Source organism: Streptomyces sp. NPDC048171, assembly GCF_043202655.1.
Taxonomy (GTDB): Bacteria; Actinomycetota; Actinomycetes; order Streptomycetales; family Streptomycetaceae; genus Streptomyces.
The window spans coordinates 181763-195381 of sequence record NZ_JBIDAU010000006.1 but is presented as its reverse complement, the minus strand read 5'-3'; the positions used below and the strand labels follow the sequence as shown (position 1 = coordinate 195381).

Here is a 13619-nt window from a genome sequence, read left to right as displayed (position 1 = left end):
CCGCCCGTACCGGGCGGGGGCGGCCCTCCCGGACGGCACGCTCAGGGGTACTGCACCACCGTCGACGGCACGGTCGACGTCCCCGACGTGGGGGAACCCGTGTCGTTGATGACGCACTCGTACTGCCCGTTGCCGCCCAGCGACACCACGAGCAGCCCGTGGAAGCGCACCCCGGACCGGTTCGGCGCGGCGAAGCCGTGGTGCTGCACGATGGACGGGTTCACGTTGTAGTAGCAGTAGCTGCCCAGGCCCCAGCCCTCGTGCTCGGTGACCTGGTCGCCGACCTTGTAGGCGGCGTAACCCTTGATCGAGCCGTTCTGGACGGCGGCCTGGTCGGGGGCGTCGTACGCCTTCTCGTTCTGGAAGAAGATCGTGCGGCCCCGCTGGCCGTTCCACTGCACGTCGTACTTGTTGAAGTGCTCGACGAACAGGCCGGTGGCCAGGACGTCGTCGCCGTTGACGACCACGCCGTAGTCGGCGCGGTTGGTCTCCCAGCCGACGCCCTCGCCGTGGTCGGCGCGCCACACCCAGGTGTGGTCGACGATCGTGTGCCGGCTGTTGATCACCATGCTGGTGGTCGCCTTGCCCGGGCCCGCGCCGCCGATCCGGATGAACACGTCCTGCACGGTGACCGGGTTGGCGGAGTGGTCCGCGGACGCGCCCGCGGGCCCGACCTCCAGCAGCGTCGAGGAGTTGACCGGCCCCGCGTCGATGAGGAAACCGGCGAGCCGTACGCCGTCCACGTCGGCGACCTTGATCGCGGTGACGCCGTTGTCGGGGATGAGCGTGGCGTAGCCGAGACCCAGCACGACCGTGCCCGCGCGCTTCACCTCGACGGTGCCGTCCAGGTGGTAGACGCCCGGCGTCAGCAGCAGGTGCAGGCCCTCCTCCAGCGCCTGGTTCAGCGTGGCCGCCGAGACACCGGGCTTGGCGACGTAGAACTGCGTCAGCGGGAGCGAGGTGCCGCGCGGGGTGCCGTTGCCCCAGGACACACCGCGTGCGTTGGTGCGCTTCTCCGGCAGGAAGACGCGGTACGCGTCGCCGTCGAGGTACAGGAACGGCTTCTCCCGGGAGACGGGCGTCGTCTCCAGCGTGGTGTACGGCGGGTCGGGGAAGCTCTGCGCGGGCGCGCCCTCCACGCCGGAGAACACCATGTTCCACACGGCGTTGAGCCATCCGCCGACCGAGCTGTCCCGGGTGTACCACTGCTGCTGGGAGTACGGTCCGACGCTGCCGTCGATCCGGCTGTCGGCGATGTAGCCGCCGCTCGCCCAGCCGTAGCCGTCGGGGGCGAGGTTGAGCCCGCCCCGTACGTGCATGCGCCGGAAGGGCGCCGCCTGCGACACCGCCCAGCGGTTCGTGCCGTTGACCGGGACGAGGGCGAGGTTCTCCGCCGAACGCCAGAAGTTCTGCGTGGCGTTGCCGTCGAACCAGCCGGCGTCGACCGTCACGTCGCCGTTGATGGTGGTGTCGTCGGGGGAGAGGCCGAGGCCGGCGATGGAGGTGTAGAAGCCGATCTGGGCGTTGAGCCCGTTGTACGTGCCCGGCTTGAACAGCAGGGCGTAGCGGCCGGTGCCGAACTGCGCCGACTCCTGCTGCCGGAAGATCTCGTCGAGTCGCCCCTGGATGTTGGCCGTGGACGGGTCGAAGACGATGACGTTCGGCCCGAGGTCGCCGCCGCCGGGCAGGGCGCGGGGGCTGTCGCCGGGGGCGGCGCCGCCCGTGCCGGTGGCGGCGGCCGCGGGCCCGGCACCGGCCAGCCCGGCGAGCACCGGGGCCGCGGCGGCCGCCGTCAGGACGCTGCGCCGGCGTACTCCGGACGGCTCGGGCGTGGAAGAGGACGTGGGGGAGGGCGTGGGGGAAGAGGGCATGGGGGCGGCTCTCCTTGTTCGGAAAATGAACGAAGTGGGGGTGGGGGAGCGCTCTCTGGGTGTGCATGTTTCATCCGCCCGCACGGCGCGTCAAGAGTTGTGACCGTTTCTCGTGCGCTGTGTTCAACAAGTAGGGACAGCAGTCCCGTTGGCCCGCACCTGGCCTTCCTGTCGAATCCCTTGACACCTCCCGCCGCGCGCCTCAACACTCCGGCATGGGAGAGCGCTCTCCGAGATTTTCCCCGACACTCCCAGGAGGTCTCCATGCCACGGAGATCGAAAGTCCTGTCCGGCACCCTCGTCGCAAGCGCGCTGCTGCTGACGTCGATCGGCGTCGGCACCCTCGCGGTGAACGCCGGTGCCGCGACCCCGCCCGCGCAGTCCGCGCACTCCGGGCACACCATGGCCGCCTCGACCGCCTTCTCGCCGGAGGACCCGGACGGTGACGGCTACATCCCCGCCAACCCGCCGGTCACCGGCGTCACCCCGTCCACGAAGGAGCCGCCGCACCGCTACTTCCACGAGTTCCAGGCCAACTGCGCGGTCAGCCACACGGCACCGGACGACCCGATCGTCTACCCGCAGCAGCCCGGCAAGTCCCACGACCACACGTTCATGGGCAACACCACGACCGACGCGAACAGCACGACGGCCTCGCTGGACGCGGGTTCCACGACCTGCCTCGCGCCCGGCGACCGGTCGGGGTACTGGATGCCCACCATGTACGACGGCGACCAGCAGGTGCTGCCGATCGGCCCGCAGGTCATCTACTACAAGGCCGGCGTCACCGACTACACCAGCGTGCGGCCCTTCCCGAAGGGCCTGCGCTACGTCGTCGGCAGCCCGATGCAGAGCGGCCAGGAGTTCCGGAACCACCGGGGCTTCGTCGAGGGCTGGGAGTGCGGCGACAGCTTCTTCAACGTCGACTTCCCGTCCAACTGCCCGGACCGCCAGGACGTGCAGGTCAACATCCGCTTCCAGGCGCCCAGTTGCTGGGACGGCAGGAACCTGGACACGCCCGACCACAAGAGTCACATGGCGTATCCGGTGGTCAACCCCGGAACCAACAACAACATCTGTCCGGCCACTCATCCGGTCGCCCTGCCGATGATCGAGTTCAAGATGGCCTTCCCGGTCAACGGCGACCTGTCCCGCGTCCGCCTCGCCAGTGGGGCGAGCTACTCGTTCCACTACGACTTCTTCAACGCCTGGGACGAACCCACCCTCAAGGCCCTCGTCGACCACTGCGTCGTCGGCGGCCTCCAGTGCAACGCGCGCGGCTACGACGAGACGCACCCCGAGGCGGGGGCGGCGCTCGACGCGAACTACGAACTCCCCTGACCCCGGCCCCCCACCGAGACCGGCCCGGCCGTCCCACTGCCCCGCGGGCGGCCGGGCCGCCCCACCCGCAGACCGGAGACACACCACCATGAGCCGACCCCGCACCCCCACCCCGGGCCCCGCTCCGGCCCGCAGACTCACCGTCCCGCTGACCGCCGCCCTGCTCACTGCCTGCGCCCTCACCGCCGTGCCCGCCCAGCAGGCGCACGCCGCCGGCAGCGTCGTGAAGGTCACCGGCGGCCAGGGCAACTGGCAGCTGACCGTCGACGGCAGCCCCTACCAGGTCAAGGGCCTCACCTGGGGCCCCTCACCCAACGACGCCGACCGGTACATGCCCGATCTCAAGTCCATGGGCGTCAACACCATCCGCACCTGGGGCACCGACGCGAGCAGCAAGCCCCTCCTCGACTCCGCCGCCGCGCACGGCGTCAAGGTCATCGCCGGCTTCTGGCTCCAGCCCGGCGGCGGACCGGGCAGCGGCGGCTGCGTGAACTACCTGACCGACACCGCGTACAAGGACCAGATGCTGGCCGAGTTCCCGCGCTGGGTCCAGGAGTACAAGGACCACCCGGGCGTCCTGATGTGGAACGTCGGCAACGAGTCGGTGCTCGGACTCCAGAACTGCTACAGCGGCGACGAACTGGAGCGCCAGCGCGACGCCTACACCACCTTCGTCAACGACGTCACCAAGAAGATCCACGCCGTCGACCCGAACCACCCGGTCACCTCCACCGACGCCTGGGTCGGCGCCTGGCCGTACTACAAGAAGAACGCCCCGGACCTGGACCTGTACGCCGTCAACTCCTACGACGCCGTGTGCGGTGTCCGCGCCGCCTGGGAGCAGGGCGGCTACACCAAGCCGTACATCGTCACCGAGGGCGGTCCGGCCGGCGAGTGGGAGGTGCCGGACGACGCCAACGGCGTACCGAAGGAACCCACCGACCAGGCCAAGGCGCAGGGATACACCGACGCCTGGAACTGCGTCACCGGGCACCGGGGCGTCGCCCTCGGCGCGACCTTGTTCCACTACGGCACCGAGTACGACTTCGGCGGCATCTGGTTCAACCTGCTGCCCGCCGGACAGAAGCGGCTGTCCTACTACGCGGTCAAGCGGGCCTACGGCGGCGACACCTCCGGCGACAACACCCCGCCCGTCGTCTCCGCCTTCGGCGTGGAGGGCGACGCGGGCAAGGTGCAGGCGGGCAAGGACCTCGTCCTCACCACCCGCGCCACCGACCCCGACGGCGACCCGATCGCGTACGAGGTGCTGGCCAACAGCAACTACATCGACCAGGGCAAGCAGCTCACCACGCTCCCCGCGACCGACCTCGGCGGCGGACGCCTGAAGGTCACCGCACCCGACCGGCCCGGCGTCTGGAAGCTGTACGTCAAGGCCACCGACGGCAAGGGCAACGTCGGGGTGGAGACCCTCTCGGCGCGGGTCGTGCCGCCCGCCGTGGACGGCACCAACGTCGCCCTCGGGAAACCGGCCACCGCCTCCTCCTTCCAGCCGAGCTACGGCGACTGCCCCTGCACCGCCGCCAACGCCGTGGACGGGAACCCGAACACCCGCTGGGCCAGCGACTGGAGCGACCCCCAGTGGCTCCAGGTGGACCTCGGGACGCGCACCACGTTCCGGCACGTCCAGCTGTACTGGGAGGCCTCCTACGCCAGGGCCTACACCGTCCAGACCTCCGACGACGGGCAGAACTGGCAGACCGTGCGGACGGTGACCGACGGCAACGGCGGCGTCGACACCCTCGACGTGACCGGCACCGGCCGCTACGTGCGCGTCAATGGGACCGCGCGCGGCACGGGTTACGGCTACTCGCTCTACGAGTTCGGCGTCTACAGCTGACACCGGACGACCGCGCACGACAGGGGAGGGGAGACCCGGTGGGGACGAGCGACGAAGAGATCGACCGGCTGCTCGGCAAGCTGACACCGCGCGCCCGCGCGCTGCTGCTCGACGGCGCCACGACCTGGCGCACCAGAGCGGAACCGGCGCTCGGTCTGCGGGAGTTGATGATGTCCGACGGTCCGGCGGGCGTACGGGGCGAGGCATGGGACGAACGCGACACCTCCGTCCTGCTGCCCTCGGCCTCGGCGCTCGCCGCCACCTGGGACGAGGACCTGGTCGAGAGCCTCGGTGGCGTCCTCGCCGCCGAGGCCCGGCGCAAGGGCGTGGACGTCCTCCTCGCTCCGACCCTCAACCTGCACCGCAGCCCCCTGGGCGGCCGGCACTTCGAGTGCTTCTCGGAGGACCCCGAGCTGACCGGCCGGGTCGGGGCCGCACTCGTGCGCGGCGTCCAGGCCCACGGGGTGGCCGCCACCGCCAAGCACTACGTGGCCAACGACTCCGAGACCGACCGGCTCACCGTCGACGTACGGGTGGACGAACGGACGCTGCGGGAGGTCTACCTCGCGCCCTTCGAGGCGGCGGTGGCCGCCGGGGTCCGGCTCGTCATGGCGGGGTACAACGCGGTCGACGGCACCACGATGACCGCGAGCGATCTGCTCACCGGCCCGCTGAAGGGCGAGTGGGGCTTCGACGGGGTCGTCGTCTCCGACTGGGGTGCGGTGCGCACCACGGTGGACACCGCCCGCGCCGGGCTGGATCTCGCCATGCCCGGTCCCGACAGCCCCTGGGGCGAGGCGCTGGCCCGCGCGGTCGCCGACGGCCTCGTGCCCGAGGCCGTGGTGGACGACAAGGTACGGCGACTGCTGCGGCTCGCGGCGTGGGTGGGGGCGTTGGGGGAGGGCGAGGCGCCCGGAGGCGGGGGAGCGCGAGAGGCGTGTGGGAGTGGGGGAGCGCGAGAGGTGCCCGAAGGTGGGGGATCGCGAGAGGTGCCTGGCGGTGGCGGATCGCGTGAGGTGCCTGGCGGTGGTGGAGCGCGGGCCGGTGACCCGCACCCGCCCGTGCCCCGGCCGACCGTCGCCCCGGAGGGCAGGGCCCTGGCCCGCCGGGCCGTCGCCGCCGGGAGCGTGCTGCTCGCCAACCGGGGTGTCCTGCCCCTGGACCCCGGAGGGCTGCGCACGGTCGCCGTGATCGGCGCGCACGCCGCGCGGACCCGTACGCAGGGTGGCGGCAGCGCCGGTGTCTTCCCACGGGAGGAGGTGTCCGTCCTCGACGGCATCCGGGACGCGCTGCGCGGCCATGCCCGGGTCGTCCACGTCCCGGGCCCCCGTCCGGACGGTCCCGCGCCCCCGCTGGACCACGACGCGTGCACCGACCCGCGCTCCGGGCGGCCCGGCGTACTGCTCAGGATGCTGGACGCCGACGGCCGCGAGCTGTACGCCGAACGACGGCGCGGGGGGCGCCTGTTGGAGCCCCGGCTGGTGCCGGGCGCGCACACCGTCGAGATCAGCGCCCGACTGCGCCCCCGTACCGCGGGCCGCTGGACGCTGGGCGTGGCCGGCTTCGGCCGGATGAGCCTCGCCCTGGACGGACGGCCCCTGCTGGCCGGCGACTTCCCGCCGCCGACCGACGATCCGGCGGTGGTCCACGTCAACCCGCCCGCCCAGTACGCCGAGGCCGACCTCGCCGTCGGCCAGGACGCCCTGCTCGTGGCCCGCCGCGAGCTGGCCCCCGGCACCGGCAGGGCGACGGTCGTCAGCGCGGCGCCGCCCGCCCCGGACGCCGCCGCGTCACTCGCCGACGCGGCCCGCGCGGCCGCCGCGGCGGACGCGGCGATCGTGGTCGTGGGCACCACCGAGCACGGCGAGTGCGAGGGCTACGACCGTACGGCCCTCACGCTCGGCTCCACCCAGGACGCGCTGGTCCGCGCCGTCGCGGCCGGCAATCCGCGCACCGTGGCGGTCGTCAACAGCGGCGGCCCGGTGGAACTCCCCTGGCGTGACGCGGTGGGCGCGGTCCTGCTCGCCTGGTTCCCCGGCCAGGAGGGCGGCGGCGGAGTGGCCGACGTGCTCTTCGGGCACACGGAGCCGGGCGGACGGCTGCCCACCACCTGGCCGGCCGTCCTCGCCGACGCCCCGGTCACCCGCACCGGGCCGGCCGACGGCCGCCTCCCCTACGACGAGGGCCTGCACATCGGCCACCGGGGCTGGTTGCGCCACGGGCGCACGCCCGCCTACTGGTTCGGGCACGGACTGGGCTACACGGGCTGGGCCTACGAGGAGCTGACCGTCCCGCCGCAGGCCCGGGCGGGAGACGACCTGCCCGTGCGGGTACGGGTGCGCAACACCGGCGCCCGGGTCGGCCGGGAGGTCGTCCAGGTGTACCTCGCCCGGCCCGGGTCGGCGGTCGAGCGCCCGGTGCGCTGGTTCGCCGGGTACACGGCCGTCCGCGCACGGCCGGGGGAGACGGTGACGGCGACGGTGCGGGTCCCGGCGAGGGCGCTGCGCCACTGGTGCGTCGAGGAGCGTGCCTGGCATACGGAGGAGGGCCCCTGGCGGGTGCTGGCGGGCCGGTCGGCGGGCGAGGTGCCGCTGGTGGCGGACCTGGAGGTGAGGGGCCCGGGGACCGGATGAGAGTGGGGGAGAGCGCTCTACCATGCGCCCGACCTCGCCGGTTAGGGTGCGGGCATGAGCAGACAGGCCCCGACCCTGGAGGACGTGGCCCGGGAGGCAGGCGTCTCCCGGGCCACCGTCTCACGGGTGGTCAACGGCGTCCGCAACGTGGACCCCGCCATCCAGGACCTGGTCCGCCGGGCCATCGAACGGACCGGGTACGCCCCCAACCAGGCCGCCAGGCAACTGGTCACCCGGCGCACCACGACCGTGGCCCTGGTCGTCTCCGGCGCGGGCGACGCCTCGGACACCGAGCAGAACGCGTTCGCGACCCGGGTCTTCGCCGACCCGTTCTTCGGCCGTGTCGTCGGCGGTGTGGTCGGTCACCTGCGTCCGCGCTCGATGCACCCGGTGCTGATGTTCGCCGAGACGCCCGAGGCGCGGCAGGAGGTGGTGGCGTACCTCAGGCAGGGTGGCGCGGACGGCGCCCTGGTCGTGTCCACCCACCCCGACGATCCGCTGCCCGCCCTGCTCGCCGGGGCGGGGCTGCCGGCGGTGCTGTTCGCCCGGCCCGGGCGTCCGGTGCCGCTCAGCTACGTCGACCTCGCCCACCGCGACGGCGGGCGGCTGGCCGCCGAGCACCTGCTGGAGCGGGGCTGCCGGAGGATAGCCACCGTCACGGGGCCGCTGGCCGTCGCGGCGAGCCAGGAGCGGCTGGCCGGCTTCCGCGACACCCTCGCCCGGCACGGGCACCCGTACGTGCCCGTGGCCGAGGGCGGCTTCACCGTCGACAGCGGCATGGCGGCGGCGGCCTCGCTGCTGGCCGAACACCCCGACCTCGACGGTCTGTTCACCGCCAACGACCTGATGGCGCAGGGCGCCGTGCAGGTGCTGCGCGACCACGGCCGTCGGGTGCCGCGGGACGTCGCGGTCATCGGCTTCGACGACTCCAGCGTGGCCGTCACCTGCCGGCCCCGGCTGACCACCGTCCGCCAGCCGGTGGAGGAGATGGCGGCCACGATGGCCCGCCTCCTCGACGAACACATCAGAGGCGAGCGCACCGCGCCGACGTCGGTGATCTTCGACCCGGAACTGGTGGTGCGGGACTCGGCGTAGGCGCCGCCCCGCCGTCCCGAGCGCCCGTTCACGCCCCCGAGCCCTCACGCGGGGGCGCGGTCCACCCGGCCCGAGCCCTCACCGCCACCCCGCTGCCCCGCCAACCGCCCCCCGAGGGCCGCCCGCCACGCCGGTACCGGTCCGGGAGCGGTCACCGGGGGCTGTCGGCCGCCGCGCGCGAAGAAGCCCGCGAGGGGCAGGGTCGCGGCGCCGACCGTGACCGCGTCGGGGCCGAGGCGGCCGAGGGCGATGCCCACCCGCCCGGCGGGGTGCCGGAGGGCGTGGGCGAGCGCGTGGGCCCGTACCGACTCCAGGAAGGGCGCGCCCAGTTGGAGTCCGGCCCAGCCGCCCACGACGACCCGCTCGGGCTGGAAGAGGTTGATCAGGTCGGAGAGGCCCGCGCCCAGGTACTCGGCGGTCTCGGCCAGGACCCGGTCCGCCACGGGGTCCGGCGCGCCCCCGTCCCCGGGGCGGGCGGCGGACAGCAGGGCGGTCAGCGCGGCCTCCTCGTCGGCGCCGGGCGGCGGCTGCCCACCCGCCTCCCGCCACCGCGCGAGCAGCGCCTCCGCGCCCGCGTACGCCTCCAGGCACCCCCGTGCCCCGCACCTGCACCGGCGCCCCCGCACCCGCACCGTCAGGTGCCCCCACTCCACCGCGCGGCCGCGCTCCACGTCGTCCGTGACGACGCAGGCGCCGACGCCGGAACCGAAGAGCACGACCACGGCGTTGTGCGCCCCGCGCCCGCCGCCGAACCACATCTCGGCCTGCCCCAGCGTCTTGGCACCGTTGTCGATGAACAGCGGCACCTGCCCGGGCAGCCGTCCCGAGTCCCGCAGCAGGGCCTCCAGCGGCACCGCGTCCCACCCGATGGTCTGCCCGTGCACCAGGGCGCCGTCGGCGGTGTGCTCCACGATGCCGGGGACCCCGACGCCCACGCCCAGCAGCTCGCCCTGCCCCGCGGCGGGGGCGCCGAGGACCTCCGCGATGCCGTCCAGGATGTGCCCGGCGACCACCCGCACGTCGTACGTGCGCGACCCGTGACCGGGCAACGCCCGCTCTGTCCGCGCCAGTTCGGACATCGACAGGTCGAACAGCTCGACGCGCACCCGGGTCTCGCCGACGTCGACCCCGATCAGGCGGCCCCGGTTGGCCGCTATCCGGACGAGGGTGCGCGGCCGGCCACCGTCCGCGCCGAGGCTGCCCGCCTCCTCGACGAGACCGTCGGCGATCAGTTCGGCGACGACGTTGCTGACGGAACCCGAACTCAGTCCGGCCGCCGAACCCAGCGCGAGCCGGCTCATGGGCCCGTCGAAATACAACCGTTGCAGAACGGCGGTGCGGCTCTCGCGCCGCAGGTCACGGACCGTTCGCCCGCTGTGCCTGGCCATCCGGCCCCTTCCTTGAGCGCCTCCGCCCGCCTTCCGACCGCGCGCGACACCTTGACGAGTCTTTCTCTCGGGGTTTAACTCACGTCCTAAATTAAGCCATGAGGGGCTCCGGGAGGGATACCGGGGCCGTCCTCGGACTTCTCGACCGACTCCCGGAAGGAACCCCAGGAGCCATGCGCAGTATGCGAGCCGCGGCCGTAGGCGCCGTCACCATGTCTCTCGCTCTCGCCGCCTCGGCCTGCGGAGGGGGCTCCTCCTCGGGCGGCGGATCCAACGACTCCCCGAAGGAACTCACCTACTGGGCCTCCAACCAGGGCGCCAGCGTCGAGGTCGACAAGAAGGTCCTCCAGCCCGAACTGGACAAGTTCGAGAAGGAGACCGGCATCAAGGTGAAGCTGGAGGTCGTGCCCTGGTCCGACCTGCTCAACCGGATCCTCACCGCCACCACCTCGGGCCAGGGCCCGGACATCCTCAACATCGGCAACACCTGGAGCGCCTCCCTCCAGGCCACCGGCGCGCTGCTGCCCTGGGACGCGAAGAACTTCGACAAGATCGGCGGCCGGGACCGCTTCGTGGAGTCCGCGCTCGGCTCCACCGGCGTCGAGGGCCAGGACCCGGCGGCGGTCCCGCTGTACTCGATGGCCTACGCGCTCTACTACAACAAGAAGATGTTCGCCGACGCGGGCATCGCCAAGCCCCCGGCCACCTGGGACGAGCTGGTCGAGACCGGCAAGAAGATCTCGAAGGACGGCAAGTGGGCCCTCGGCGCCGAGGGCTCCAACCTGTCGAACAACATCCACCAGGTCTTCGTCCTCGGCAAGCAGCACGGCGCCGACTTCTTCACCGCCGACGGCAAGCCCGACTTCACCTCCGACGGCGCCGTAGCGGCCGTCAAGCAGTACGTCGACCTGATGGCCGGGGACAAGGTCATCGCCCCCGGCAACGCCGAGTACGCGCAGAACCAGTCCCTCAGCGACTTCGCCAAGGGCAAGACGGCGATGGTGCTCTGGCAGACCGCCTCGGCCACCTTCAAGACCATGGGCATGGAGGAGGACGAGTGGGGCGTCGCGCCCGCCCCCGTCGCGTCCGGCACCCCCGGCACCGGCAAGGCCACCAACTCCATGGTCGCCGGCATCAACATGGCCGTCTTCAAGAACACCGACAACGTCGACGGCGCGACCAAGTTCGTGAAGTTCATGACCAGCGATGCCGAGCAGAAGATCCTCAACGAGGCGTACGGCTCCATCCCGCCGGTCAAGGCCGCACAGACCGACCCGGCGTTCAACACCCAGGCCACCGCCGTGCTGCGGGAGACCCTCGCCACCAGCGCCGCCGCGCTGCCCCAGGTGCCCGACGAGTCGCAGTTCGAGACCGCCGTCGGCACGGCCGTGAAGGAGCTGTTCGCGGACGCCGCGGCCGGCCGTGAGGTGACCGCCGAGTCGGTCAAGGAGAAGCTCGCCAAGGCCCAGCAGCAGATGCCGACGAAGTGAGCGCGCCCCTGCCCCCACGGACCCGCACCGACTCCGACACGACGACACGGATCTCGCCATGACCACCACGACCGCCTCGGCGCAGCCCGGCGAGCGGACGGTCGGCAAGAGCTCCCCCGGGACGGCGCGCGGACCCCGCCGCCGTCCCGGGCGGATCCGCCGCATCGGCCTGCCCTACCTGCTGCTCCTGCCGGCCCTGCTCCTCGAACTCCTCGTCCACCTGGTGCCGATGGTCATCGGCATCGTGATGAGCTTCAAGGAGCTCACCCAGTTCTACATCCGCGACTGGACCGTCGCCCCGTGGACCGGCCTCGACAACTACAGCATGTCGGTCGACTTCGACGCCCCCGTCGGCGAGGCCCTGCTCCACTCCTTCCTCGTCACCTGCGCCTTCACCGTCCTGTCGGTCGGACTGTGCTGGCTGATCGGCACCGCCGCGGCGATCTGCATGCAGGACGCCTTCCGCGGCCGCGGCCTGCTCCGGGCGATCTTCCTGGTGCCGTACGCCCTGCCGGTCTACGCGGCCGTCATCACCTGGGCGTTCATGTTCCAGCACGACAACGGCCTGGTGAACCACGTCCTGCACGACCAGCTCGGCCTCACCGACAAGCCCTCCTTCTGGCTGATCGGCGACAACAGCTTCGTCGCGCTGCTCGTGGTGTCGGTCTGGAAGGGCTGGCCGTTCGCCTTCCTCATCGTCATGGCGGGCCTCCAGAACATCCCCAAGGAGCTGTACGAGGCCGCCGCCCTGGACGGCGCCGGCGTCTGGCAGCAGATCCGCCGCATCACCCTGCCGTCGCTGCGTCCGGTCAACCAGGTCCTGGTCCTCGTGCTGTTCCTGTGGACCTTCAACGACTTCAACACGCCGTTCGTCCTGTTCGGCAAGGCCGCGCCGGAGGCCGCCGACCTGATCTCCATCCACATCTACCAGTCGTCGTTCGTCACCTGGAACTTCGGCGCCGGCTCCGCGATGTCGGTCCTGCTGCTGCTCTTCCTGCTGCTGGTGACGGGCGTGTACCTGTTCCTGACCTCCCGGTCCGCCAGGACCCCCCGGGCCTCCCGGGCTTCCCGCGAGAGGAAGACGGCCGATGGCTAGGTCCCCGATGGCGGCGCCGCGCTCCTTCCTCTGGACCCGCCGCGTCTTCCTCACCCTGCTCACCGGCTTCGTCCTGCTGCCGGTGTACGTCATGGTGTCCAGCTCCCTGAAGCCGCTCCAGGACGTGTCGAGCGAGTTCCGCTGGCTGCCCAGCGAGCTGACGATCCGCCCCTACATCGACATCTGGTCGACGGTCCCGCTGGCGAAGTACTTCGTCAACTCGCTGATCGTTGCGGGCGCGGCGACCGTCTGCTCCGTCGTGATCGCCGTCTTCGCCGCCTACGCGGTCAGCCGCTACGAGTTCCGCGGCAAGCGCGTCTTCTCGGTGACGGTGCTGTCCACGCAGATGTTCCCCGGCATCCTCTTCCTGCTGCCCCTGTTCCTCATCTACGTGAACATCGGCAACGCCACCGGGATCGCCCTGTTCGGCTCCCGCGGCGGCCTCATCCTCACGTACCTGACCTTCTCGCTGCCCTTCTCCATCTGGATGCTGATCGGCTACTTCGACTCGGTGCCGCGCGACCTGGACGAGGCGGCCCTGGTGGACGGCTGCGGGCCGCTGCGCGCGCTGTTCAAGGTCGTGGTGCCGGCCGCGATCCCCGGCATTGTCGCGGTCGCCGTCTACGCCTTCATGACCGCGTGGGGCGAGGTCCTGTTCGCCTCCGTGATGACCAACGACGCCACCCGCACCCTCGCGGTCGGACTGCAGGGCTACTCCACGCAGAACGACGTGTACTGGAACCAGATCATGGCCGCCTCCCTGGTGGTCAGCGTCCCCGTGGTGGCGGGCTTCCTGCTTCTCCAGCGGTATCTCGTCGCGGGGCTGACGGCGGGTGCCGTCAAGTGA

The 13619-nt window shown here is 72.1% G+C and carries 9 protein-coding genes; 7 read left to right on the top strand and 2 right to left on the bottom strand.

Going from position 1 to position 13619, the window contains the following annotated elements; all coding sequences use genetic code 11:
- Positions 1–41: 41 nt before the first annotated feature.
- Positions 42–1871, bottom strand: coding sequence for a coagulation factor 5/8 type domain-containing protein (locus ACGF3J_RS18385; RefSeq protein ID WP_393854289.1), 1830 nt, complete (start codon positions 1869–1871; stop codon positions 42–44).
- Positions 1872–2135: 264 nt separating this feature from the next.
- On the opposite strand from ACGF3J_RS18385, the gene ACGF3J_RS18380 reads away from it, so the two are divergent.
- The 4 genes from ACGF3J_RS18380 (at position 2136) to ACGF3J_RS18365 (ending at position 8798) form a co-directional block, all read left to right on the top strand.
- Positions 2136–3212, top strand: coding sequence for a DUF1996 domain-containing protein (locus ACGF3J_RS18380; protein ID WP_161329907.1), 1077 nt, complete (start codon positions 2136–2138; stop codon positions 3210–3212).
- Between the two features lie 88 nt (positions 3213–3300).
- Positions 3301–5070 (top strand): discoidin domain-containing protein, encoded by a 1770-nt coding sequence (locus ACGF3J_RS18375; RefSeq protein WP_393854288.1) that lies wholly within the window; start codon positions 3301–3303, stop codon positions 5068–5070.
- A gap of 38 nt (positions 5071–5108) precedes the next feature.
- Complete coding sequence (locus ACGF3J_RS18370) at positions 5109–7703, top strand: glycoside hydrolase family 3 C-terminal domain-containing protein (protein WP_393854287.1); 2595 nt, start codon at positions 5109–5111, stop codon at positions 7701–7703.
- A 54-nt stretch (positions 7704–7757) separates the two neighbouring features.
- Complete coding sequence (locus tag ACGF3J_RS18365) at positions 7758–8798, top strand: LacI family DNA-binding transcriptional regulator (protein WP_355835635.1); 1041 nt, start codon at positions 7758–7760, stop codon at positions 8796–8798.
- Positions 8799–8842: 44 nt separating this feature from the next.
- Here the strand turns inward: ACGF3J_RS18365 and ACGF3J_RS18360 are convergent, their stop codons facing one another.
- Entirely contained in the window at positions 8843–10186 is a 1344-nt protein-coding gene (locus tag ACGF3J_RS18360) for an ROK family protein (RefSeq protein WP_393854286.1), read from the bottom strand.
- 173 nt (positions 10187–10359) lie between these two features.
- Here ACGF3J_RS18360 and ACGF3J_RS18355 point away from each other — a divergent pair, with 173 nt between their 5' ends.
- Genes ACGF3J_RS18355 through ACGF3J_RS18345 form a run of 3 tightly spaced genes read left to right on the top strand, consistent with a single transcriptional unit; the run spans position 10360 to position 13619 of the window.
- Positions 10360–11676: a sugar ABC transporter substrate-binding protein gene (locus ACGF3J_RS18355; RefSeq protein WP_161330098.1), complete on the top strand. Its 1317-nt coding sequence runs from the start codon at positions 10360–10362 to the stop codon at positions 11674–11676.
- 58 nt (positions 11677–11734) lie between these two features.
- A complete protein-coding gene (locus ACGF3J_RS18350; protein ID WP_161330097.1) occupies positions 11735–12772 on the top strand; it encodes a carbohydrate ABC transporter permease in 1038 nt (345 codons plus the stop codon).
- Entirely contained in the window at positions 12765–13619 is an 855-nt protein-coding gene (locus tag ACGF3J_RS18345) for a carbohydrate ABC transporter permease (RefSeq protein WP_161330096.1), read from the top strand. The genes ACGF3J_RS18350 and ACGF3J_RS18345 overlap by 8 nt, the downstream gene beginning before the upstream one ends.